This window comes from Flavobacterium algicola (assembly GCF_022399565.1).
Classification (GTDB): domain Bacteria; phylum Bacteroidota; class Bacteroidia; order Flavobacteriales; family Flavobacteriaceae; genus Flavobacterium; species Flavobacterium algicola.
In genome coordinates this window covers 302,634-327,034 of the sequence record NZ_JAJTUT010000001.1, presented here as the reverse complement: position 1 = coordinate 327,034, position 24,401 = coordinate 302,634, and the positions used below count along the sequence as shown (strand labels likewise).

At 32.4% G+C, this 24,401-nt stretch carries 26 protein-coding genes; 15 read left to right on the top strand and 11 right to left on the bottom strand.

The window, feature by feature from the left end; all coding sequences use genetic code 11:
• Positions 1-6: 6 nt before the first annotated feature.
• Positions 7-534 carry a DUF4199 domain-containing protein gene (locus LXH21_RS01410; protein ID WP_239862081.1) on the bottom strand — a complete coding sequence of 176 codons (528 nt, stop codon included), beginning with the start codon at positions 532-534 and terminating at the stop codon, positions 7-9.
• A gap of 244 nt (positions 535-778) precedes the next feature.
• Between LXH21_RS01410 and LXH21_RS01405 the strand changes: the two genes are divergently transcribed.
• The 4 genes from LXH21_RS01405 (at position 779) to abc-f (ending at position 5,931) form a co-directional block, all read left to right on the top strand.
• Positions 779-1,030: a type B 50S ribosomal protein L31 gene (locus LXH21_RS01405; RefSeq protein WP_239862079.1), complete on the top strand. Its 252-nt coding sequence runs from the start codon at positions 779-781 to the stop codon at positions 1,028-1,030.
• Positions 1,031-1,231: 201 nt separating this feature from the next.
• The gene (locus LXH21_RS01400; RefSeq protein WP_239862077.1) at positions 1,232-2,407 is read left to right on the top strand and encodes a GlmU family protein; all 1,176 of its coding nucleotides are present in this window, start codon (positions 1,232-1,234) and stop codon (positions 2,405-2,407) included.
• A gap of 285 nt (positions 2,408-2,692) precedes the next feature.
• Positions 2,693-4,150, top strand: a complete 1,458-nt coding sequence (locus LXH21_RS01395; RefSeq protein ID WP_239862075.1) for an alanine/glycine:cation symporter family protein — start codon at positions 2,693-2,695, stop codon at positions 4,148-4,150.
• 146 nt (positions 4,151-4,296) lie between these two features.
• Positions 4,297-5,931 (top strand): ribosomal protection-like ABC-F family protein, encoded by a 1,635-nt coding sequence (abc-f, locus tag LXH21_RS01390; protein WP_239862073.1) that lies wholly within the window; start codon positions 4,297-4,299, stop codon positions 5,929-5,931.
• A 91-nt stretch (positions 5,932-6,022) separates the two neighbouring features.
• On the opposite strand, the gene LXH21_RS01385 is transcribed toward abc-f, so the two are convergent.
• Positions 6,023-6,325, bottom strand: coding sequence for a GNAT family N-acetyltransferase (locus LXH21_RS01385; protein WP_239862071.1), 303 nt, complete (start codon positions 6,323-6,325; stop codon positions 6,023-6,025).
• Between the two features lie 361 nt (positions 6,326-6,686).
• On the opposite strand from LXH21_RS01385, the gene LXH21_RS01380 reads away from it, so the two are divergent.
• Positions 6,687-7,343 (top strand): alpha/beta fold hydrolase, encoded by a 657-nt coding sequence (locus LXH21_RS01380; RefSeq protein ID WP_239862069.1) that lies wholly within the window; start codon positions 6,687-6,689, stop codon positions 7,341-7,343.
• A gap of 41 nt (positions 7,344-7,384) precedes the next feature.
• On the opposite strand, the gene LXH21_RS01375 is transcribed toward LXH21_RS01380, so the two are convergent.
• The 5 genes from LXH21_RS01375 to LXH21_RS01355 all read right to left on the bottom strand — a co-directional run bounded on the left by LXH21_RS01375 (position 7,385) and on the right by LXH21_RS01355 (position 12,132).
• Positions 7,385-7,945: a thioredoxin family protein gene (locus tag LXH21_RS01375; protein ID WP_239862067.1), complete on the bottom strand. Its 561-nt coding sequence runs from the start codon at positions 7,943-7,945 to the stop codon at positions 7,385-7,387.
• Between the two features lie 103 nt (positions 7,946-8,048).
• Complete coding sequence (locus LXH21_RS01370) at positions 8,049-8,621, bottom strand: RBBP9/YdeN family alpha/beta hydrolase (RefSeq protein ID WP_239862064.1); 573 nt, start codon at positions 8,619-8,621, stop codon at positions 8,049-8,051.
• Between the two features lie 158 nt (positions 8,622-8,779).
• Positions 8,780-9,664 (bottom strand): mechanosensitive ion channel family protein, encoded by an 885-nt coding sequence (locus LXH21_RS01365; protein ID WP_239862062.1) that lies wholly within the window; start codon positions 9,662-9,664, stop codon positions 8,780-8,782.
• Between the two features lie 249 nt (positions 9,665-9,913).
• A complete protein-coding gene (locus LXH21_RS01360) occupies positions 9,914-10,300 on the bottom strand; it encodes a PUR family DNA/RNA-binding protein (RefSeq protein WP_239863640.1) in 387 nt (128 codons plus the stop codon).
• A gap of 71 nt (positions 10,301-10,371) precedes the next feature.
• The gene (locus LXH21_RS01355; protein ID WP_239862060.1) at positions 10,372-12,132 is read right to left on the bottom strand and encodes an ABC transporter ATP-binding protein; all 1,761 of its coding nucleotides are present in this window, start codon (positions 12,130-12,132) and stop codon (positions 10,372-10,374) included.
• A gap of 360 nt (positions 12,133-12,492) precedes the next feature.
• Here LXH21_RS01355 and LXH21_RS01350 point away from each other — a divergent pair, with 360 nt between their 5' ends.
• Positions 12,493-13,344, top strand: coding sequence for a sulfurtransferase (locus LXH21_RS01350; protein WP_239862058.1), 852 nt, complete (start codon positions 12,493-12,495; stop codon positions 13,342-13,344).
• Positions 13,345-13,367: 23 nt separating this feature from the next.
• Here the strand turns inward: LXH21_RS01350 and LXH21_RS01345 are convergent, their stop codons facing one another.
• Positions 13,368-13,793 carry a toxin-antitoxin system YwqK family antitoxin gene (locus tag LXH21_RS01345; RefSeq protein ID WP_239862056.1) on the bottom strand — a complete coding sequence of 142 codons (426 nt, stop codon included), beginning with the start codon at positions 13,791-13,793 and terminating at the stop codon, positions 13,368-13,370.
• A gap of 473 nt (positions 13,794-14,266) precedes the next feature.
• On the opposite strand from LXH21_RS01345, the gene nusB reads away from it, so the two are divergent.
• From nusB to LXH21_RS01330, 3 genes are all read left to right on the top strand, one after another.
• On the top strand, positions 14,267-15,178 hold the full coding sequence (gene nusB / locus LXH21_RS01340; protein WP_239862054.1) for a transcription antitermination factor NusB: 912 nt from the start codon (positions 14,267-14,269) through the stop codon (positions 15,176-15,178).
• A 28-nt stretch (positions 15,179-15,206) separates the two neighbouring features.
• Complete coding sequence (yajC, locus tag LXH21_RS01335; protein ID WP_239862052.1) at positions 15,207-15,482, top strand: preprotein translocase subunit YajC; 276 nt, start codon at positions 15,207-15,209, stop codon at positions 15,480-15,482.
• Between the two features lie 156 nt (positions 15,483-15,638).
• Positions 15,639-16,514 carry a PPK2 family polyphosphate kinase gene (locus LXH21_RS01330; protein WP_239862050.1) on the top strand — a complete coding sequence of 292 codons (876 nt, stop codon included), beginning with the start codon at positions 15,639-15,641 and terminating at the stop codon, positions 16,512-16,514.
• A 98-nt stretch (positions 16,515-16,612) separates the two neighbouring features.
• Here the strand turns inward: LXH21_RS01330 and LXH21_RS01325 are convergent, their stop codons facing one another.
• Positions 16,613-16,801 carry a hypothetical protein gene (locus LXH21_RS01325; protein WP_239862049.1) on the bottom strand — a complete coding sequence of 63 codons (189 nt, stop codon included), beginning with the start codon at positions 16,799-16,801 and terminating at the stop codon, positions 16,613-16,615.
• Between the two features lie 79 nt (positions 16,802-16,880).
• Between LXH21_RS01325 and LXH21_RS01320 the strand changes: the two genes are divergently transcribed.
• On the top strand, positions 16,881-17,267 hold the full coding sequence (locus LXH21_RS01320; RefSeq protein ID WP_239862048.1) for a nucleoside triphosphate pyrophosphohydrolase family protein: 387 nt from the start codon (positions 16,881-16,883) through the stop codon (positions 17,265-17,267).
• A 57-nt stretch (positions 17,268-17,324) separates the two neighbouring features.
• Here LXH21_RS01320 and LXH21_RS01315 read toward each other — a convergent pair whose 3' ends face one another.
• Positions 17,325-18,395, bottom strand: a complete 1,071-nt coding sequence (locus LXH21_RS01315; RefSeq protein ID WP_239862046.1) for a branched-chain amino acid aminotransferase — start codon at positions 18,393-18,395, stop codon at positions 17,325-17,327.
• A 305-nt stretch (positions 18,396-18,700) separates the two neighbouring features.
• On the opposite strand from LXH21_RS01315, the gene mnmD reads away from it, so the two are divergent.
• Positions 18,701-19,393, top strand: coding sequence for a tRNA (5-methylaminomethyl-2-thiouridine)(34)-methyltransferase MnmD (gene mnmD, locus LXH21_RS01310; protein ID WP_239862044.1), 693 nt, complete (start codon positions 18,701-18,703; stop codon positions 19,391-19,393).
• A gap of 83 nt (positions 19,394-19,476) precedes the next feature.
• Positions 19,477-19,674, top strand: coding sequence for a hypothetical protein (locus tag LXH21_RS01305; protein WP_239862043.1), 198 nt, complete (start codon positions 19,477-19,479; stop codon positions 19,672-19,674).
• A 336-nt stretch (positions 19,675-20,010) separates the two neighbouring features.
• Here the strand turns inward: LXH21_RS01305 and LXH21_RS01300 are convergent, their stop codons facing one another.
• Positions 20,011-20,952: a LysR substrate-binding domain-containing protein gene (locus LXH21_RS01300; RefSeq protein WP_239862041.1), complete on the bottom strand. Its 942-nt coding sequence runs from the start codon at positions 20,950-20,952 to the stop codon at positions 20,011-20,013.
• A 105-nt stretch (positions 20,953-21,057) separates the two neighbouring features.
• On the opposite strand from LXH21_RS01300, the gene LXH21_RS01295 reads away from it, so the two are divergent.
• The 3 genes from LXH21_RS01295 (at position 21,058) to can (ending at position 24,380) form a co-directional block, all read left to right on the top strand.
• Positions 21,058-21,528 carry a Dps family protein gene (locus LXH21_RS01295; protein WP_239862039.1) on the top strand — a complete coding sequence of 157 codons (471 nt, stop codon included), beginning with the start codon at positions 21,058-21,060 and terminating at the stop codon, positions 21,526-21,528.
• Between the two features lie 490 nt (positions 21,529-22,018).
• On the top strand, positions 22,019-23,674 hold the full coding sequence (locus tag LXH21_RS01290; protein ID WP_239862037.1) for a SulP family inorganic anion transporter: 1,656 nt from the start codon (positions 22,019-22,021) through the stop codon (positions 23,672-23,674).
• 70 nt (positions 23,675-23,744) lie between these two features.
• Positions 23,745-24,380, top strand: coding sequence for a carbonate dehydratase (can, locus tag LXH21_RS01285; RefSeq protein WP_239862034.1), 636 nt, complete (start codon positions 23,745-23,747; stop codon positions 24,378-24,380).
• Positions 24,381-24,401 lie beyond the last annotated feature (21 nt).

Genomic DNA, 24,401 nt, shown 5'->3' with positions numbered 1-24,401 from the left:
GTTATCTTATGATGTAGTTTTTGATTTGAAAAAAGCTGCCATTATTAAACCCAATATCGCACAGAAAAAGAGATTGACCACTGATCCTTTAAGTTGTTCAACAATGGAAAATGGATCTGTTTTTCTTAAATTAGCTATCATTTCGTTTAAAGAAGATTCTGGAACACCGAATTTTGTAGATGTACTCTTTAGGTAATTGATTGTTAGTTCTAAAAGTGAGCTTTTAATAGTAGGGTCAATTATGTTGAAAAGTACCATCTTAAAACCTACCGAAATAATTAAGCCAATTAGTGCTGTGATAAAATAAGCTGTAAATGCCTCTTTAAAAGGGAAAATATTATTTAGATCATTTTTGGTCTTAACCAACATAATAGCTGGGATTATTATGAAAACCGAAAAACTTAAGAGTGTAGTCCACCATGCGATAAATAATTCTAAGTTAACAGCATACATTATAGTAGTAATGAATGATAAAGTGATTCCTGTTATAACACCATAGGTGATGCTATTTTTTTTAATTATTTCATTAACCATTTAACGATATCTTTTGTTTAGATTGCAAATATAACAAATCCCTATTTATGAAGGAGTATATTTCTATTTTTGGCGTTGAATAAAAAATAAACAAATAAAGATTTGTTTATTGAAAAATAATTGTACTTTTGCATCCTCAAATTAATACAATATAAAATAAAAGGTTGTAAGCTGTTTATACCTTTTCTGTAAAAAAGAAAAGCCGCAAAGCAATTATAATCAAAACAAATAAAAGATTTACAAGATGAAAAAAGGTGTACACCCAGAAAATTACAGATTAGTTGCTTTTAAAGACATGTCTAACGAAGAAGTTTTTATTACAAAATCAACTGCAGATACTAGAGAGACAATTACACACGAAGGTGTTGAATACCCAGTTGTAAAATTGGAGATTTCTAGAACTTCTCACCCTTTTTACACAGGTAAAAACAAACTTATTGATACTGCTGGACGTATTGATAAATTTAAAACTAAATACGCAAAACATATTAAATAATTTAATTTGTTTTCAAAATATAAGAAGCCTCGCAATTTGCGGGGCTTTTTTTATGGACTATAATAAATTAATTTTGTAATTTTTATTCTCTCTTTTCTTATCGATTTTTTGATGTCAATTTATCGTTAATCCAGAAATCAGGAGATAATTAAACCAAAAACTTTGTAACTTTGGTTCCTTATAACTTTGTAACTCTATAAAATGAACTATATCCTTTTTGACGGTCCTTCTAGAAATGCTTTATTGCCTTTTACTTTTACCCGTCCCGTGGCTGATATTTTAATCGGAATTCTAACTATTCGTCAAAAATGGGAAATGTATTTAGGATCTACCACGACGACCTTGACAGAGGAATATTTGGCTGATAAATATCCCATGGTAGAATTAGAGGAGAATGTAATGATTAATGCTTCCTTTTTGCCAAATTTTGAGTTGGTAGAATTAATTAGTGATCTAGGAGTTAATCAAGCTATTTTTAAAGGAGAAGAAGTAGTTGCTTTTTATTATGGCGAAAATCAAGAGCAAATTGATTTTGATGACTATGAAATTATAGAATTTGAATACGATATCCTTTCAGTAAATAATCCTTGGGATATTTTTTCGAAAAATGATGCTGCCATTCGTGCTGATTTTGAACTTTTAACCGAAGATAGAAAATCGCAACCTATTCCTAAAAGTGTCAATGTTATCGCACCAGAAAATGTATTTATAGAAGAAGGAGCTGTTCTTGAGTTCGTAACTCTTAATGCCTCTAGCGGTCCGATTTATATTGGTAAGGATTCAGAAATAATGGAGAATACGGTTATTCGTGGTCCTTTTGCTTTAGGAGAAAAAGGAATAGTTAAAATGGGATCAAAAATATATGGCGCAACAACTGTTGGTCCAGCTTCTCGTATAGGGGGAGAAGTTAAGAATTCTGTCATTTTTGCAAATTCAAATAAAGGACATGAAGGCTTTTTGGGTGATTCTGTTTTAGGAGAATGGTGTAATATTGGGGCAGATAGCAACAATTCTAACTTGAAAAACAACTATGATGAAGTGAAACTTTGGAATTACCAAACTGAAAGTTTCACCAAAACAGGTTTGCAATTTTGCGGCTTAATGATGGGAGATCACAGTAAATGCGGAATCAATACAATGTTTAATACAGGAACAGTAGTAGGAGTAAGCGCCAATATTTTTGGAACTGGATTTCCTCGAAATTTTGTTCCTAGTTTTTCTTGGGGTGGTGCTTCAGGATTTACAACTTACATGACCAAAAAAGCATTTGAAACAGCAAGAATCGTAATGGGACGCCGAGGTTTGGAATTTAATGAGCAAGAAGCTGCTATATTAGAGCATGTTTTTGAAGAAACTAAAAAGTGGAGAAAAGACTAATTTCTAAAATATAAATATATAAAGCCATAAACTAAGATTTAATATCAATTAGTTTATGGCTTTTTCATTTCATATGACTGATAGCAACATAAATCTCAAAATTTACTAAAGCTAAAAAGTAGAGAACTGATATTTAATTTTGTTAAAATCTTAATGCTATTGCTATTTATGCAGTAAAAAATTATATAACTCTAATAAAATAAAGATTTGAAGTAATTAGATTGAAAAATTATTTGAAAAACCGATGTTTTGTTGTTTTTTTGATGAAGAATAAATATTTACTATATGGAAGAAGTTGTAGGTTTGTTGAATGATATTATTTGGAGTAATGCTTTAATCGTTTTGTGCTTGGGTACGGGGCTTTATTTCTCGGTTCGAACACGCTTTGTGCAAGTACGAAAGTTAAAAGAAATGGTTCGATTATTATTCGACGGAAAAAGTACCGAGTCTGGTGTTTCTTCTTTTCAAGCCTTGGCAATGTCTCTTGCTGGTAGAGTAGGTACTGGGAATATTGCAGGAGTAGCAACAGCTATCGCTTTCGGTGGGCCAGGAGCTTTATTCTGGATGTGGGTAGTAGCATTTTTAGGTGCTAGTACGGCCTATGTCGAAGCGGCTTTGGCGCAAATTTATAAAGAAAAGCATTTAGGAGAGTTTCGTGGAGGTCCAGCATACTACATAGAGAGAGGTTTGGACGTAAAGTGGTTTGCAATTTTATTTGCATTCGTTTCGGTAATCTCCGCAGGGCTATTTTTACCTGGAGTACAAGCTAATTCGGTCGTTGTTGGAATCGAAAATTCATTTCAAATTGATACTTGGAAAACAGGTTTATTAGTGGTTATAATATTTGCAACCATTGTTTTTGGTGGAGTTAAACGTATAGCCAAATTCACAGAGTATGTGGTTCCCTTTATGGCTGTCGGGTATATTATTTTGGCACTAATTATTTTAATTGTTGATTTTCAACAAATACCATCTTTGATAGCATTAGTTTTTAAAAGTGCTTTTAATATGGAGGCTGGTTTTGGTGCCGTTTTCGGAATGGCTATTCAGTATGGTGTTAAAAGAGGAGTATATTCAAATGAGGCAGGACAAGGTACTGCACCTCATATTGCTGCTGCCGCAGCAATTTCACATCCAGCAAAACAAGGTTTGGTGCAATCATTTTCGGTTTACATCGATACTTTATTTGTTTGTACGGCTACCGGTTTTATGTTGTTAATTACCGGAATGTATAATGTTCAAAATCCTAATTTTGGTGCAGCAGGCGCACCTGAATTTTTATACGAAGGATTACCAAATGTGGCCGTAGGTCCTGCCTTTACACAGAGCGCCATGGATACAGTATTTCCAGGTTTTGGTGGGTATTTTGTAGCTGTTGCATTGTTTTTCTTTGCTTTTACAACTATTCTAGCGTATTACTATATAGCTGATTCTAATGTTTCATATTTAACTAGAAAATTTGAATCGCCTATTTATTCGCATATTTTAAAAGTAGTAATGATGCTTGTCATTATGTATGGGTCAATAAGTCAAGCCTCACTGGCTTGGGGATTAGGAGACATCGGAGTTGGTCTTATGGCTTGGTTTAATATCATCGCAATTATTTTATTGCAAAAACCAGCTTTAGATTCATTGAAAGATTACGAAAAACAATTAAAAGAAGGTAAAGATCCCGTATTTGATCCAGATGATATTGGTGTTTCAAATGCCCATATTTGGCATACAATAAATAAAAAACAATAGGTTCGTTTTTTAGATAGTCTACTTACAAAGCTTCTCTGTATCAGTTTTATTTTGATTAGAGAAGCTTTTGTTTTTATTGGATTTCGAAGATTAAATCTGTTATCTTTGCCGCTTCAAAAAACGTTACAACTCTTTATAAATATAGCATGATTACAGTAAATGATATTTCGGTACAATTTGGAGGAACCACTCTTTTTAGTGATGTTTCTTTTGCCATAAATGAAAATGATAAAATAGCCTTAATGGGTAAAAATGGTGCGGGGAAATCAACATTGTTAAAAATTATTGCTGGTCAAAGTAAGCCATCTACGGGTAGTGTTTCAGCTCCCAAAGAGGCAGTTGTAGCTTATTTGCCTCAGCATTTGTTGACAACAGATGGCACTACCGTAATGGAGGAAACATCGAAAGCTTTTGGCGAAATTTTGGGTATGAAAGCCGAGATTGATGAAATTAATGAGCAATTGACCATTCGTACTGATTATGAAAGTGATGCATATATGAAATTGATCGAAAGAGTTTCTGACTTAAGTGAGAAATATTATGCGATCGAAGAGGTGAATTATGAAGCTGAAGTAGAGAAAATATTAACTGGTTTAGGATTTGAACGCGAAGATTTTACACGCCAAACTTCTGAATTCTCTGGAGGTTGGAGAATGCGAATCGAATTGGCTAAAATACTTTTGCAAAAGCCAGACTTAATTTTACTAGATGAGCCTACCAATCACATGGATATTGAAAGTATTCAATGGTTAGAAGAATTTTTAATCAATGAAGCCAAAGCAGTTGTAGTGATTTCCCACGATAGAGCTTTTGTAGATAATATTACCAATCGTACAATCGAAGTAACGATGGGACGTATATATGATTATAAGGCAAAGTACTCTCATTATTTAGAATTGCGAAAAGACCGTCGCGTACACCAACAAAAAGCGTATGACGAGCAACAAAGAATGATTGCTGACAACAGAACTTTTATAGATCGTTTTAAAGGAACTTTCTCTAAAACAGATGCAGTTCAATCGCGTGTCAAAATGTTAGAGAAGTTAGTTATAGTACAAGTTGATGAAGTGGATAACTCCGCCTTAAAACTGAAATTTCCTGCAGCTGCACGTTCTGGGCAATATCCAGTTATTGTAAAAGAATTAGACAAAGCGTACGGAGATCATGTTGTGTTTAAAAATGCAAATATTGTTATCGAAAGAGGAGAAAAAGTTGCATTTGTAGGGAAGAATGGTGAAGGTAAATCGACTATGATTAAAGCAATCATGAAAGAGCTAGAAATCGACGGCGGTGTGCTAGAAATTGGTCACAATGCTCAAATTGGATATTTTGCTCAAAACCAAGCTTCTTTATTAAACGAGAATGCAACTATTTTTGAGACTATTGACGATATCGCGGTTGGCGATGTAAGAACACAAATCAAAAATATTTTAGGAGCATTTATGTTTCAAGGAGATGATATTACCAAGAAAGTAAAAGTGCTTTCTGGAGGTGAAAAGACGCGTTTAGCAATGATCAAATTGCTACTTGAACCTGTAAACTTATTGATTCTGGATGAACCCTCGAATCACTTAGATATGAAAACCAAGGACATTATCAAAGATGCACTGCGTGATTTTGATGGTACACTTATTTTAGTGTCTCACGATAGGGATTTCTTGGATGGTTTGGCTACTAAAGTATTTGAATTTAAAAACAAGCGAGTTATTGAACATTTTGAGGACATCACTGGATTCTTAGCAAATAAGAAAATGGAAAGTATGAGAGAAATTGAAAAATAAAAGAATACCTGTCTTAGGTACATCCTAAAATTATAGCCGCCAATAAAAATGATTTATAAGATATGAATCGGCTTGATTGGCGGTTATTTTTTTATAGTCGAATTCCTGGAGGTAATAATTCTTTGTACTCTGGATTTTTCTTGAAGAAAACAACAATTTCAGGTAAGATGGGAACCACTTTTAATTTTCGTTCAATGGCGATTGCCATGATGTCTGTTAAGAAGCGGTAAATGAATTCTTTATTTTCAAATCCTTCGGGAGTATTGACTTTAGTTAAGAATATTTTTCGCTCTTGAAATGAATATTCAATAGTTACTAATCCTTCCGTAGTAATAGTTTCGAATTGTCTCGCGAAAGCATTGTCTTTAATTTCTAAGGTACTTAAATGTTCCATTTATAATTTAAATATAACGGTTAATATTTCAAAATGTAATTGAACTTTATAATCGCTTCATGATCAAAGTATAATTTAATTGCAGGATGATCTAAATTTTTTACTCTAGATAATAGAATGTAAAAATTAATGAAGGCAGTGTAACAAAGTTAGTGATTTGATTATCAAAGAGCAACGTTTGTGGCTGATTTAACAAAGTGCTTGGTTTGTTCATTTGAAACTAAATTTCCGTTCCAAATAAATATGAAGATTTATAAATGAAACAGAAAGTATTCATAAAAACAGCTGTGAATAGATTGGTATTGACTATTAAAGCGCTAAATTTATATAATACAACGACATTTTTATAGTACTTACCATTATGAGCAAAATCCCTGTTTATTTTATGCCTGGTTTGGCAGCTAGCACCTTAATTTTTGAACGTATTGCGCTCCCTGATGAGTTTGAAGTAATTTTTCTGGAGTGGGAAATCCCCCTATTAAAAGAATCATTATCGGATTATGCTCTTCGTATAACAAAGAAAATTAAACACCCTAATCCAGTTTTGATAGGGGTATCATTTGGTGGAATTTTAGTTCAAGAGATGGCACTGCACATCCCTGTTAGAAAAATTATTATAATATCTAGTGTCAAAAGTAGTTTGGAATTTCCTACGAGAATGAAACTTGCAAAATCGACAAAGGCTTACAAACTCATTCCGATGAACTTAATACTTAACCTAGAAAACCTTGCCCGTTTTTCTTTTGGAGAAAAGATAAATCAGCGATTAAAACTTTATGAAAAGTTCCTTTCTGTTCGAGATATATATTATTTGGAGTGGGCAGTAGAACAAGTGGTTTTGTGGAATAGAGTTAAACCTGTAGAGGGAATTATTCATATTCACGGGGATGCAGATGACGTTTTTCCAATCAAAAATATAAAAGATTGTATCGTATTAAAGGGGGCAACACATATCTTAATATTAAGTAAATACAAGTGGTTGAATGCTAATTTACCCGAATTAATTTTGAAAAAGTAGGAAATCTTTCAGATGGAAACAATTATATTTAGGTACCAGTTTTACTGCTTCCACTTTATTGCACAGCCTATACTTGGTTTTTGAACAGGATTCATCGTTCTGTTATAAAGGACAGCATCAATTGCTCCGCGCAAATCGCTACCACTTACCGGAATTCTGTTTCCAGGGCGACTATCGTCTAATTGACCGCGATATACTAATTTGTCCTGAGCATCGAATAGAAAAAAATCAGGCGTACATGCTGCTTGGTATGCATTGGCAACTTCTTGACTTTCGTCGTACAGATAGAAAAATTCAAAACTATTCTCAAAGGCAAACTCAGTCATATATCTAGGTCCATCTTGAGGAAAACTAAGTGCATCGTTGCTCGATATAGCAACTATGCCTATACCTTGTACTCTATAATCATTAGCAATCATTAGAATTTCTTCCATAACGTGATGCACAAAGGGGCAGTGATTGCAGATAAAAATAACTAGTGTTCCTTTTTCACCGCGACAATCATTGAACGAAATGTTTGAAGTTCGGGTTGCCGCATCATACAATAAAAAATCGGGTGCCTTAGTTCCTAGACTAAGCATATTGGATTCTGTTCTAGACATGACTTTATAATTTAATTCTTAAAGTTATGAAAAAGCTACCTTAATAGTGGGTAAAACCTGAATTTATTTAGTAATTATAAATTGAAATTAGTAAGTGGATGGTTTAGTTAGATTTTAATTTATTTATGAAAGAAGATAATAGCTCTTTCCCCTCGTCCCACTGTCCAAGATTTGACAGTGTATTAATGTGTCCCCTCAGACCAATAGACACAAAGTCGCTTCCCCATTTTTCAGAAAAGAAAGTCGCTCGCTCTACACTTACGTACGGGTCATTGGTACTGGTTATTACAAGCGAAGGGAATTTTAGTTTTTGAAGAGGTATTGGAGCAAAATCCCTAATGATATCTGGAGTATGTTCTGCAGAGTCAACATCTGCAGGCGCAACAATTAATGCACCAATAATATTGTCGTTATAATGTTGATTTGCCCAGATAGTGATCAAGATTGAGCCTAAACTATGACCAATGAGTAAAGTAGGTTGAGTGAGTGATTCAATAGTTTGATTTAGATTATCGAGCCAATCCTTTAGTATAGGTTTGTCCCAATCGCTTTGGTTGATAATTATTGAATTACTGTTATCGTTGTGCCACAATTGCTGCCAATGTTCAGCTCCTGAACCGCCCAATCCTGGAACTATTAATAAATTTGGTCGGTCATTACGTTCTGTAGTCATCATAAAGTGATAATTAAAAATACATTTTTAACAAAAATAAGAAATACTAACCTACCATTTCATGATTTAATTATAAAGTGAATTCAAGTCTTTGTTAATTTTGGACAACTAGCATACAAGGCAAAAAAAAAGCTTTGTCCGATAAGAACAAAGCTTTGATATTATTTTTCTGGTTGATGAACGACTAGTTGTGGAAATGGAATTTCAATTCCTTCCTTATCAAATGCGATTTTAAGTCTTTTTCTAAGCTCACCGGTAACTTCCCACTGTTTACTAGCTAATGTTTCACCTACTATTTTAACGACGATTGAAGAGTCTGCAAAATCATTTACGCGCAAGAATTGTGGCGCTTTCAAAATTGACTCTTTAAAAGGAGAAGTTTGAGCAAGTTCTTCTCCAACTTCATTAATAACCTTAATAAGGTGGTCTAAATTAGTACTATATCCTACGCCCATATCAAGATTAACTTTGGAAAAGTCTTTTGATAGATTAGACACCGTTTTAATTTCTCCATGTGGAATATGATGTACAGTTCCGTCCATATCTCTTAAAGTTGTTTTTCGTAAGCTTATGTCTTCAACAGCGCCACTCAATGTGTCAAATTTTACAACATCACCAATGCGATATTGGTTCTCTAGAATGATAAAAAGACCTGTAATTACATCTCGTATAAGGTATTGTCCTCCAAAACCAAAAGCCAAACCTACGATTCCTGCTGCAGCGATAATTGGTGCAATTTCGATTCCAAATTCACTTAAGATCATTAACAAACTAATAGTTATAATGGCAATTTTGGATGTAGTGGTGAAAATCTGAATTAACGTATTTTCTCTTTTCTCTTCAGAATCTTTTGATTGATGCTTTTCAGGTCGAATGGCAATACGAACAGCTTTTGCGATAAAACTGGTGAGTACTTTATGAATGATAATAGATACAATTATAATAAATAGCACCTTGATACCGCTCGACATTAGCCAAGCGATGATTTTTTCGGCATATAAATCTCCGTACTTATGTACGATTTTGTAGAAGAAATCTGTGTTCATAGTGTTGTTTTTATATGAAATTTTTAATTTTTTGCAATTTAAAAGTTTTTGACTGTTTCACACAATTACCTTTGTTGTTATTATGTTAAAATAGGGCTAGGCAGTGCACAATTGATAAGTGGTATGCTGCTATTTCTAAAATTTTTAAGTTGAATAAATATGTTATTCAAATGGAACTAGTAAAAACAAAAAGAGCCCGATACAATATCGAGCTCATTTTTATGATAATTCTACTATAGTCGAAAATGATTAAATATCATCAAATTCAATATTTGTAAAACTAGAAGTGTGTGGTATAGCGGCTTCGCTCATTACGACTCTTTCTGTACTATATTCTTTTTTAAAATCTTTTTGGTGTCTTTCAGAGATAACTTCTTCGCCTTTGTGGTTCAGTACGTAGGATGTCATTTCTTCCAGAATTTCAGAGAAAGCGGTAAAGTCTTCTTTATATAAGTAGATTTTATGTTTTTTGAAGTGAAATGAGCCATCTTCTTCTGTAAACTTTTTACTCTCAGTAATTGTTATATAGTAATCATCTGCTTTGGTAGCTCTCACATCAAAAAAATAAGTCCTTCTTCCCGCACGTAAAACTTTAGAAAAAATTTCTTCTTTTTCTAGTATATCATTTTCTCTCATAATCCTTTCTAACAATTTATGGTTATTAAATCGTAATCAAAAATCTTAAAAAAATAGTTATTAAACAACAATTAAAGCAATTCTTTTTCTGAAAGTTGCTTTAAATACAGCGAAGCATAATATCCTTCCTCATTTATAAGCTGGTTATGAGAACCTTGTTGTATTATTTTACCTTCATCTATAATAATGATTCGGTCGGCATTTTTGGCAGAAGAAATTCTGTGACTTACAATTATAGTAGTCTTGTCTTTGCAAACTTCAAAAAGATTGTTTAGAATAGCTTCTTCAGTTTCTGTGTCAACAGCTGAAAGACAGTCATCAAAAAGTAAAATTGGTGGATTTTTTATAATGGCTCTCGCAATGGAAACACGCTGTTTTTGTCCTCCAGATAATGTAATTCCGCGTTCACCCAAAACAGTTTCATACTGCTTTTTAAAGCCTATAATATTTTTGTGTACTACAGCATTTTTTGCAGCTTGAATTACTTCCTCATCAGTAGCATCTTCTTTACCAAATTTGATATTATTTTTTATCGAATCTGAAAATAAGAAAGCATCTTGGGGTACGATTCCAATACTATTTCGCAGATCATATAAATTTAATCGGCTGATTTCTTGTCCGTCAACTATTATAGTACCTGAGCTAACATCGTAAATTCTCGATATCAGAGATAATATCGTGGATTTTCCAGAACCTGTTTTCCCTAATATCGCTAGAGTTTCTCCTTTTTTGATTGTAAAGCTGATGTTTTTAAGAGCTTTAATTTTAGTATCCTCATAAGTATAGCTCACATTATCAAATACAATAGTTCCGTCTACTTTGGAATGCTCAGGGTTTGTATTTGTTATTTCTGGTTCAATTTTCAAAAATTCATTTAATCTTTTTTGAGAAGCTTCTGCTTCCTGTACCATAGATGAAACCCATCCTAAGGAAGCGACTGGCCAAGTCAACATATTTACATACAAGATAAACTCTGCTATGGTACCAATACTTTTTATAGTACCTTCTATATACATTAGTCCTCCAAAATAAATAACTACTAAGTTACTTATTCCAATTAAGGCCATCATTAATGGTCCAAACAATGACTGTACTCGTGCTAAATCCAAACTTTTACTTTTACTTTCATGCGCCAAGCCCACCATATTATCTTGGTGCTGGTTTTCTAAAGAATAGGCCTTTATAACTCTTAAACCTGAGAATATTTCTTGTGTAAAACTCGAAACTTTTGATAAATATTGCTGAAAAGTGGTACTGCGTTTGTTAATCTCTGAGCTCAACTTAAAAATAGCATAGGAAAGTAGGGGCAGCGGTAGTAACGTATATAATGTAAGTAAGGGTGATACATTATACATATACAGTATTACGATTGCAAAACGAATAAGGGTATTAATCGTGTACATTACGGCTGGGCCTACATACATGCGTACTTTCGATACATCCTCGCTAATGCGGTTCATTAAATCCCCAGTCCTGTTTTTTTTATAAAAGTTCTGAGAGAGATTCTCATATTGTTTAAAAACTTCATTCTTTAAGTCGAATTCAACATGACGCGACATTACAATTAATGTTTGGCGCATTAAAAAAGTCAAAAATCCAGCAATAATTGTAGTACCGATAATCAATAAGATGTTATTGATTAACTCACTTTGAATCATTTCGTTTGATATTGATTTGTCTTTTGAAAAATTTTCAATTGCCTCAAATGATTGACTAATTAATTTGGGTGTAAACAGCATGAAAATTTGAGCGACTATGGTGAACAAAATACCCAATAAAAAACGGTATTTGTATTTAGAAAAATATTTATTTAAATAACCTAATTCTTTCATGGTTAAGCGACAGCTAAAGGGTTTTACTATATAAATGGGTTTACAATAAAACCGATTCAATTAGCAAAGATAAAAGATTAAAGACAAATATTTGTTAAACTAAAGTTGTATTCCTTTGTAAAATTGACTTTATAAAGGGCTTCTTTCAGCTCGCAGGTAAATGCAGTATAATTAGTAGATAAAAGTGTTGTAGATAATATGTAATACTAATTTTTATATGTTCACTTCTGTCAATCTTTCCTTCAAAATTTCTTTTTTTAACTCGAAATAGTCACTGCAATTGATGTTAATACTTTTTTCTTTTCATTCCTTTTTTAAACCTTCTATTTTGTATATTAGATTTTAAAACAAAACATCTACATGGAAAATAGAATTGTACCCTTGATTCAGGCTTCTGAATTATTAGCACTACATAATCATGAAAACTTCGTATTGGTTGCTGTGACTACAGGCCCTAATGCAAAAACCTTGTATGATGAAAAGCATTTGGATAATGCATTGTTTCTAGATCTAAATAGTCAATTATCCGAGATTAAGGAAGATTTTGCAAACGGAGGCAGGCATCCCTTGCCTGAAATTGAAGATTTTGCTAGATTACTAGGGACGATAGGTATAACTCCTAGTACTCAAGTTATTGTTTATGACGACAAAAATGGAGCGAATGCAGCAGCGAGATTTTGGTGGATGCTTAGAGCGATAGGACATCAAAAAGTGCAAGTGTTAGATGGGGGAATGCAGGCGGCAGAAAAAATTGGATTTTCAGCTAATAATGAAATCGTCCAGCCGGTACGAGTAAGTAACTATCCTTTCACAAATTGGCAACTAGGAACAGTAGCGATTGATGATATAGCGAAAAACTCAGAAGATGAAAATTACCTAGTTATTGACGTTCGCGAAAATTACCGTTATCGAGGAGAAAGCGAACCAATCGATCTAATTGCTGGACATATTCCAGGTGCAGTTAATGTGCCTTTTTCGATGAATTTAAATGAGGACAATTTATTTTTGCCACCAAGCCAGTTAAAAGAAAAATACCAAGATTTAATAGGGAATAGAAAGCCTGAAAATGTCACTGTTCACTGCGGATCGGGTGTTACAGCCTGCCACACTTTATTAGCTATGGATTATGCGGGTCTGACAATACCTAATTTGTATGTGGGTTCCTGGAGTGAATGGTCTCGCAATGATAAAATTATTGGTACTGAGTTATAATAACGCAAAATTAAAATCTTTTTTTAATCGGTTGAATTTATCGGAATATCGGTTGTATTTTCTTTTTTATAAATAGCTATGGAGTCCAGTTTACCATTTTCTTTGTAAAAAGACCATTTTCCGATATAGTACCAGTGGTTTTCGATAGAATCACTTTCAAACTTAGTTTTGCCTTCTTTTCGAATTTTACCGTTAGGATAATAATAGGTGGTTTTGCATATATCTTTACGATACTTTTCCATCTTGACCAGCTTATCATCATCATAGTATTTCCATTTGCCTTTTTCGGTTCCGTTTTGAAATCGGCCTTTTGAAGTATAAATAGTCGCAAAAGTGTCTGTCGTAATCCATTTTCCTTCTCTCTTATCATTTTTTATTTGATTTAATTTGGAGGAACAACTCGAGATTGCCGATGCCACTGTAAGAGCAAGTAATAATTGTTTTGACATGGATGTGATTTTTTGTAAATAGGTTTAATTTTAATTCGGTTAAATAATAATTAAACTTACTAAATAATATGATATGGTAAGAAAATACAGTTACTTTTATTATTATAAAAGTGATTAATTATCAATGTCTTCGAATTTTCATATTTTAATTTGAATATATCTGCGTAGATATGCTACAGTTTTTTTCTGAAATAGTACCTTGTATTCTAATTTTTTCTCACCTAGTCCTGATCGCAGCAAATATCCTTTTATTTGTGGAGAGTAACGATATATAATAAAAAAAGATACTGTGTAGAGCAGGAGGAGAGTTGTTAAATTTATATACTGTGCTCCAGATCTTTATCTTGAAATTACTGTTTTGCTACTTTTTTGAGATTTAAATTTTATTTTAAAAAAGGAATAACTACTTTTGCGGTCTAATAATTAAAAGTTCTTACAAGGTGGTAAACAGAAGGCACATTCGCGTCAAAGTAATGCAATCCATTTATGCGATGCATCAAAATGGTTCTGATAATCTAGAGAAAGAAGAGAAATTTCTTTTTTTCAGTATAGACAGTATTCAGGATTTATATCTTACCATGGTTTCCTCATTAATGGAAATTTGTAAAAAAGAATCTGAATTTTTGCATAAATCAAGTTTGAAACACTTGGCAACTTCTGCCGAAAGAAATCCCAACAATAAATTTATCAATAATGCTGTTTTTCAAATCTTAGCAGAAAATAATTCGCTAAGTATTGGTATGGAAACGCGTAAAATTGATTCTTGGTATTTAAACGGTGATTATATAACGTTATTGCTGACAGCTGTAAAAGCAAGTCAATATTATATCGATTATATGAATAACCCAAAACAATCTTTTGAGGAAGATAAACAACTTATTGTTGATTTATTTGTAAATGTAATTGCTCCTAACGAGAAATTATATGAGCATCTAGAAGATGATAAATTGACATGGATTGACGATATTCCTTTGGTAAATACTTTAATTAGTAAGCAATTGAAAGGATTGCAGCCAATCGAAGATGATAACTTTAGAGTGCCTAAAGTATATAAAGATACGGAGGATAAGGATTTTGCAAAGGATTTGTTTAGAAAAACAGTCTTAAATGAAAAAGAACTTGCAAAACAATTTGCTGATAAAACACCAAATTGGGATAGTGATCGAATTGCAGAATTGGATACCATAATTTTGAAAATGGCAATCTGCGAGTTTATGAAATTCCCTTCTATTCCTGTAAAGGTAACTTTGAATGAGTATTTAGAATTAGCAAAGGAATATTCTACACCAAAAAGTAGTTTGTTTATCAATGGTATTCTTGATAACTTGGTAAAAGAAATGACGACAAATAAAACGTTAATGAAAACCGGTCGCGGTTTAATGTAATTTATATTAATTTTTAAAAATAAAAATCATGTTACAACAATTGAATCAATTTGCTCCTTTTTTATTAATGTTTGTGGTAATCTATTTCTTTATGATTAGACCACAACAAAAGAAAGCTAAACAAGAAAAAGCATTTGAAAGTACTTTAAAAGTAGGTGATAAAATCATCACTAAAAGCGGTCTACACGGAAGAGTATCAGAACTTGGAGAAACTACTGTTGTGGTTGAAACAATGTCTGGTAAATTGAAAATGGAGCGTTCTGCTATTTCTATGGAAATGAGTGCATCATTAGCAAAAAAATAATCTCTACTACTGAGGTCAAGCAAAGAGGCTGTTCTTAATAGGACAGCCTCTTTTTTGTTTTAGCTTTATTGACTATAATTTTACAATAATTAATAAGTCGTAAAATTGTACTCCTGAAAAATTATTATATTTACTAGAATCAATAAATTATATAGAATGAAATCAATAGACCCAAAAGACTTTAAAGTTACCGCCCCAATACGATTGCAAGAGCTACCTACCGATCTAAACAATAAAGCGAGTGAAGATGATAAGGAAGATAAGTTAGATGATGTACGGGAGAAGCTAAGTGAGCTGCAGGATATTATGTATGCACACAATCGCTACGGAGTATTGATTTGCTTGCAAGGAATGGATACCAGTGGAAAGGATAGTTTGATAAGAGAGGTTTTCAAAGAATTTAATGCTAGAGGAGTGGTGGTGCATAGTTTTAAAACGCCCAATTCGACTGAATTGGAGCACGATTACTTATGGCGCCATTATATTGCACTACCAGAGAAAGGTAAGTTTGCTATTTTTAATAGAACACATTATGAAAATGTATTGGTAACTCGTGTGCATCCAGAATACATCTTAAATGAAAATTTACCAGGAATCGAAAGTGTCGATGATATAACGCCACAATTTTGGGAAGATCGAATGACGCAAATTAATAACTTTGAAAAACACATCGTCCAGAATGGAACAATTGTCTTAAAATTCTTTTTTCACATGAGCAAAGAGGAGCAAAGAAAACGTTTACTACGAAGATTAGAAAACGAAGAGCATCACTGGAAATTTTCGCCAGGAGATTTAAAGGAAAGAGAACATTGGGAAGAATACATGCAGTTTTATGAGGAAGCGATTAATAAGACTGCGAAAGAAGATGCACCCTGGTACATAATACCTTCTGATGATAAAGATATGGCTCGTTATATTGTGGCAAAAATTATTTGGGAAGAGATGAAAAAGTACACTGATATAAAAGAGCCAGAACTTGATGACAAAGTAAAAATGAATTTTGCAATGTACCGAGAACAACTAAAAGGATAAGATAAGGGTTTTAAATCAAACGATAGCCTGCATATTTTTAATTTAAAATATGCAGGCTATTGATTTAATGATGCGTAAAAGATTTTAGAATAAAGATTTTACCTTTTAAAATATACTTTTATAACAAAAAGTAGTCCGATAAAGGTAAGAAAACCAATAAGTACTTTGTAATTACCTTTATAGTAAATTTTATGCAATGCTAAATCTTTTCGGTAAGAGTAGATCGCTGCGATTACAAAAGCAACAAAAAAACAAACGGCAAATACTAATTGTCCTGAACTAAACATAGTTGTAATTTTTTTGTAAAAGTACGCAATTGTATAGAATTTGTTGCTAATTTGCTTATTCAATTCTTAGTTAAATATTATGCAAAAACAGTTAGAGTCAGTTAAAGAATTTCATACCGCTTTCAAAATAGGACACAGTGAATTCCCGATTGCTAATCTTTCTCAGGAAAAGAAAATTCTTCGTTATAATCTAATGAAAGAAGAAAATGAGGAATATTTGGAAGCAGTGCAAAATGATGATTTAGTAGAAATTGCAGATGCGCTTGGTGATATGATGTATATATTGTGCGGCACTATAATCGAACATGGATTACAGCACAAGATAGAAGAGGTGTTTGATGAGATTCAGCGAAGTAATATGAGTAAATTAGATGATAATGGAAACCCAACTTATCGAGAGGACGGAAAGGTGATGAAAGGGCCTAATTTTTTTAAGCCTGACTTTTCTAAAATATTTGACAAATAAAAAGAGCGATTTTCAAATTATGAAAATCGCTCTTTTGCCTTTATGATCCAAAATTAATTAAGATACTTTAACCGTCCAACCGTACGTATCTTCGATTAATTTATGTTGCATGTTTGTTAGTTTTTCTTTTAACTGTGACGCTATAGAATCTGAAACTTTTGGTAATTCATAGTATTCTTCTTTGTATGAGAATCCAGAAATTGGGCTTATTACAGCTGCTGTTCCTGCTCCAAATATTTCTTTTAAAGTTCCGTTTTTAAAAGCTTCAACAAGTTCAGACACCAAAACGGGTCTTACCTCTAAGTCTATACCTTCTTTCTTCGCCATATCAATCAAACTCTTTCTAGTAACACCGTCAAGAATTCTTTCACTCACAGGAGCAGTTAATAATGTATCTTTTATTCTAAAAAATACATTCATCGTACCTGCTTCTTCTAGTTTAGTATGTGTGGCATCATCTGTCCAAATGATTTGTTGAAAACCTTGTTTGTTTGCCAAAGCCGTTGGATAAAATTGTCCAGCATAGTTTCCTGCAGTTTTTGCAGCACCGATACCACCATTTGCAGCACGACTAAAGTGTTCAGCAATTAAAACCTTTACCTCACCAGAATAATAAGCTTTTGCAGGTGAAAGGATAATCATGAACTTATAGTCTTCAGAAGGATTTGCAATCACTCCTTCGCCAGTTGCAATTAAAAATGGACGTACATATAATGTATTACCTAATCCTTTTTTAATCCACTCGTGATCTATTTTCAATAATTCATTTAATCCATCCATAAAAACATCTTCAGGTACTTCTGGCATAGCCATACGAGTTGCAGATGTATTAAAACGCTTGTAATTTTCATCAGGTCTAAAAAGCCATATAGAATCTTCTTCGTCTTTATATGCTTTCATGCCTTCAAAAATAGCTTGGCCATAATGAAAAACGCGAGCTGATGGATCTAACAAAAAGGGTGCATAAGGTTTGATGACGGGCTTCTGCCATTCTCCATTTGTAAAATCACACTCCAATAAATGATCTGTAAAGACAGAACCAAAGCTTAGGTTGTCAAAATCCACTTGATTGATTTTTGAAGTTTCGGCTCTGATTATTTCAATTTTGTTAGCTTGAGTTGCACTCATAATAGGGTAATGTTTTGTTTTGTTATTTCTAAAGCAACAATTTGTTAGTACATTTTATAGTTGCGACTTACAATTAGCTTTAAGTGTAAGCAAAATTAAATAAAAAAGTATAATAAAGTGGTGGTATTGCTATTAAAAATAGCCTAATATTATTTATTATTTATCTTTTAATAATTTTCGGCAAACTATGTTCAATTGTAGTGAATAGCTAAATATTTTTGCTTTTTTTAAATTATGTGTTTTAGTTTTGGTTAATTTTACACTGTTTCAATATTTTGAAGCGTCAATTTAATTTAAATACAATTTTGGAAAGAGAAATTATTAGAACAGAGGATGGTTCAACTACAATTCATATTAAGGAATGGAATGAAAATTACCATTCCAAGCATGGCGCTATTCAAGAAGCTAAGCACGTATTTATTAAAAACGGGTTGGCTTTATTCGAAAATAAATCTGTATCTATTTTAGAAATCGGTTTTGGAACTGGACTCAACGCTTTTATCACTTTTATTGAGAGTAAGAGAATGAATCAGTCCATTAAATACACGGGTGTTGAAGCATTTCCAATCACAAAAGAGGAGTTGCAAGCTATGAATTACGTTGATGAATTAGAGGCTAATGAGTTTCAATCTGTATTTGATAGTATGCATGCAGGGGAGTGGGGTGAAATTAATGAGATGGATTCTGCTTTCTCCTTGACAAAAAGACAACAGCGATTTGAGCAAATTGATGATATAGAGCAATTCGATCTCATCTATTTTGATGCATTTGGTTATCGTGTGCAGCCCGAATTGTGGAGTACCGATATATTTCAAAGAATGTATAATTCGTTAAAAAAAGAAGGCACTTTGGTAACTTATGCTGCTAGAGGAGTAGTAAAAAGAAGCATGATCGAAGTTGGTTTTAAAGTTGAGAAATTGGCCGGACCTCCCGGAAAGAGAGAGATGTTTAGGGCAACAAAGAATATACAAAATAATCCAAATGCCAATGTTTTTTAAAATTAAGTTAAAAAATGTAAGTCTTATTTGTAAAAAATGTATTTTTACTCCAAGTTATATTATAAACAACAATTTTCTTAGTTATGTCTAAAATAATGTTTGATTACACGAAATCCATACTCGAGAGAGTAAGTTTCGATCCGTTATTATTTTGTAAGGAGTTAGAGAAAGCTATTAAAACCTTACTTCCATTTGAATTAGATGAGTTACGGGAATGGCTATTCGAGTTTGTAATAGAGAAACCAGAACTAAAACAATGTTTACTTATTGTACATCAATAAAAAAAGGAGCCTAATAAGGCTCCTTTTTTATGCATTATGATTTTGTAAAAAATCATATTATGTAAGAATTCAATTATTTATAAAAATTAAATATGTATTTCATCGATTTTTTAGCGCTTTTAATCCTGTAAACAAGATAAAATTGTAAATTGCAGGTGTAGAAGAGAATTAATTTAAAACATTGCTTTCAAATTAATCTACTATACAAAACAATAAGAAATTACATTTTCGAAAATTCTCAATTGTTAAAAAAATAACCACCCTTTTTGCCCCAATCGAAAAGAGCTATTTTTTAAAATTAAAAAAAGGAACATAACTCAGTTTAGTGTTCCTTTTTTATTTTTTCTGCAAAGGACTAATTATTTTTAAATTCTGAAAAACGATCGCTCCTTTTATAACTCCAGCTATAGTAGTGCGTAAAGCATCAATGATTTGTATTTTTAATTCACTTTTTGGATATATCAGACTTACCTCCCTTGCAGGTTTTGGTTCTACAAAGTGACGCAACTTAAGTTTGTCAGATTCTTTTAAATCCAAAGTATGTAAAAAAGGTAATAGAGTAGTGCCCAGACCTTCATCTGCCAGCTTGATTAATGTTTCAAAGCTTCCGCTCTCAATTTGAAAACGATTTGTATCGGTATTATTATGGTTTTTGCATAAATTTAAAATACCATCTCTAAAGCAGTGCCCATCTTGTAATAGCAATATTTCATCAAGATTTAAATCTTCTACTTCTATTTCCTTCTTTTGAAAATGAATGTGATTCTCGGGAATATAAGCAACAAAGGGCTCAAAGTAAAGTACAATTTCTTTGATTTTTTCCTCTAGTAAAGGTGTAGCAGCTATTGCAGCATCGAGATGACCATTATTTAATTTGGTAATTATCTCTTCTGTATTCAGCTCTTCAATTATAAGTTTTACTTTTGGATACTTCTTTATAAAATTATTGAGAAACATTGGTAATAATGTAGGCATAATCGTTGGTATTATTCCTAATCTAAATTCGCCACCAATAAATCCTTTTTGCTGCTCTACTATATCTTGAATACGGTCTGCTTCGTTTACAATATTTTTTGCCTGGTTGACTATTTTCCTCCCAATGTCAGTCAACTGTATGGGTTTTTTGGAGCGGTCAAATATTGTTATACTTAATTCCTCTTCTATTTTTTGTATTTGCATACTTAAAGTAGGCTGCGTTACAAAACATTTTTCTGCTGCGAGTGTAAAGTTTTTATGCTCTGCGACCGCAAGCACATATTTAAGTTGTGTAATAGTCATCGATAGTATTTTTTGATACAAAGATAAAAACTATCAATTAAACTTATAGTAAAAAAGCAGTATTTCTTTATAAATTTGTAATTATAAAAATTAAATAAGAAAATTATGAAAACAAATAGTATAGGTTTAGCTGTTCAAGAATCGGTGGTAATGGTAGAAAGTTTAAATGTATTATTATCTAATTTTCAAATCTATTATCAAAACTTAAGAGGATTACATTGGAATATCAAAGGAAAACGATTTTTTGATCTTCATGTAAAGTTCGAAGAATTGTACAATGATTCCCAATTAAAAATAGATAGTATAGCAGAACGCATTTTAACGTTAGAAGGTGTGCCATTGCATACATTTGAGGACTATATTGAGAAGTCTGTTATAGCAGTAGGAAAAGATATTTCTAATGATGAAAAAGCAGTGCAACTTATAGTGGACTCATTATCAGAATTATTGAAGTTGGAACGCAAGATTCTAGAAGAAGCTTCTACTATAAATGATGAAGGAACAAATTCTATGATGAGTGATTTTATTGCCGAGCAAGAAAAGACAACATGGATGATGAAAGCGTGGTTGGCATAATCATGCATGATTTTTAAATAATAAAAGTCTAGGGTATAACTTAGGAAATGTGTTAATTTTATTTTAATTTTACAATAGTACCAATTGATTTTTTCCAAATAAGCATACTTTTGTCAATATGAAATTAATCGCTAGACTTTTATTTTTATTATTTGTCTCTTTTTTATTAGCGCCAACAGTGATAACGTTAATAGAGAAGAAATGCGATACGTCTTATTTTTATAAATTTTCAGAGGAAGAACATTCATTGAATAAAGAAGTAAAAGTGGTGGCTCATGTGTATGTATTTAATCTTGATTTCTTAGAGAACAAAATACACAAATCAAGTCTTATTTTATCTGAAAACCTTTCAAAACACGATAAGGTTCTCAAGAAAATTTATTCCCCCCCTCCCGACTTAGCATAGTACATTTCGATTTTAAAGTTAAAAATGATTGCATCCAATTACGTTATGCAGTTACTTTTTATTTCTAATTTTTACAATAGTATTATGTCAAAAAAAATTAATCTTTTTGCCAACCTTAAGTCCGATTTCGCTTCAGGTTTGGTTGTTTTCTTGGTGGCTTTACCACTCTGCTTAGGTATTGCAATGGCTTCTGGCGCACCATTATTTTCTGGAATTATTTCGGGAATCATTGGGGGTCTAGTTGTTGGATATTTAAGTCAATCTCATATTAGTGTTTCTGGACCAGCTGCTGGTCTTACAGCAATTATCCTTACTGCAATTACCGATTTTGGCGCCTTTGATGTGTTCTTAACTGCTGTTTTTATCGCAGGTCTGATACAGTTAGGTCTAGGCTTTTTGAAAGCGGGTAGTATCTCTAATTATTTTCCAACAAATGTTATTGAAGGAATGTTAGCGGGTATTGGAGTTATCATAATCCTAAAACAAATTCCACACGCATTTGGTTATGATGCCGATTTTGAAGGGGATCAATCTTTCGTTCAAAGCAATGGGGATAATTCATTCTCATCACTTTTTGAGGTTTTTAATCACATTCAATTAGGAGCAGTTATAATTACTGTTGTGTCTTTGGTTATCCTGATCTCATGGGATAGAGTACCATTTTTAAGAAAATTAAAGTTAGTTCCAGGAGCATTGATAGCTGTAATTTCGGGAATTGCACTGAATGAAGTATTTATAATGACAGGGAGTAGTTTTGCTATTTCTAGTGCACATCTCGTTTCACTACCTGTTCCAACTTCATTTGATGAGTTCAAAGAAATTATTATAACTCCTAACTTTGCAGGAATCACAAACCCAAAGGTTTGGATTACTGGTTTGACTATTGCAATCGTAGCTTCTATTGAGACTTTATTGTGTATTGAAGCAGCCGATAGAATGGATGTGCAGAAAAGGTATACCAATACTAACGTTGAATTAAAAGCGCAAGGAATTGGAAATATAGTAAGTTCACTTTTAGGTGGTCTACCTATGACTTCAGTAGTAGTACGTTCGTCTGCTAACAATAATGCTGGTGCAAAATCAAAAATGTCGACTATTATTCACGGTTTTTTACTGCTGTTAAGTGTTTTAGCCGTTCCAGTTTTATTAAATAAAATTCCACTAGCAACTCTTGCTACGATTTTAATATTGGTGGGTTACAAATTAGCAAAACCTGCAACGATTAAACATTTCTGGGAAAAAGGGAAATACCAATTTATTCCTTTTATTGCCACACTTGTCGCTGTAGTAGCTACAGATTTATTAAAAGGTGTTATGCTAGGTATGGTTATCAGTATTATTTTCATTTTAAGAGGAAATCTTAAAAGAGCATACAGTTTCAAGAAAGATGAATATGTTGATGGTGATGTAATTCATATCGATTTGGCGCAAGAAGTTTCATTTTTGAACAAAGCGGCAATAAAATCAACTCTTAGTTCTATCCCTGCCAACTCTCATGTAATTATCAATGCACACGACACTGTTTATATAGCACATGATATCTTAGATTTGATTAGTGAGTTTAAGGAAATAAAAGCTAGGGACAATAATATTAAAGTAAAACTTAAAGGCTTTAAAAATGCATATGATTTAGAAAATTCGCCAGAATCTGCCAATCATGTATCCTTGGAACACTATTATGACGTTGCCAAGCGAAAATTAATTAAGAAAGAAACAGTCAACAGTACATTCAATAAATAATTTAAATCTTTAAGATTGCTAGTTAAAGACTATGCGATTTAAAATAAATAAATAATAAAAATATAAATTTATGAAAGAGTTTTATAAACAAATATTAGAGAATAATAAGCAGTGGGTAGAATCAAAATTAGCTACCGATGAGAATTTTTTTGCTGACTTAGCAAAAGGACAAAATCCACCATTGTTGTGGATTGGATGCTCTGACAGTAGAGTACCTGCAAACGAAATTATTGGTGCAAAACCTGGTGAAGTTTTTGTACATCGTAATATTGCCAATATGATCGTACACTCCGATATGAATATGTTGAGTGTATTGGATTATGCAGTTAATGTTCTAAAGGTAAAACATGTCATTGTATGTGGTCATTATGGTTGTGGTGGAGTAAAGGCTGCAATGGGTAATTCTTCAATCGGTATTATCGACAACTGGATTCGTCATATAAAAGATGTTTACCGTTTGCATAAAGATTATCTTGACTCAATACAAGATGAGACAGAACGTTTTAATACGTTTGTAGAGATTAATGTTAAAGAACAAGTATTTGATTTGTCTAAAACTTCAATCGTTCAAGGAGCTTGGAAAAATGGCCAAGACCTAATGATTCACGGTTGGGTTTATGGTTTAAATTCTGGATATGTAACAGATTTAGAAGTAAATATTAGTTCTAACACTGAGCTAGATGAAGTTTATCAATTAAAATTTTAGTTATAAAAAGAAAAAATCGCC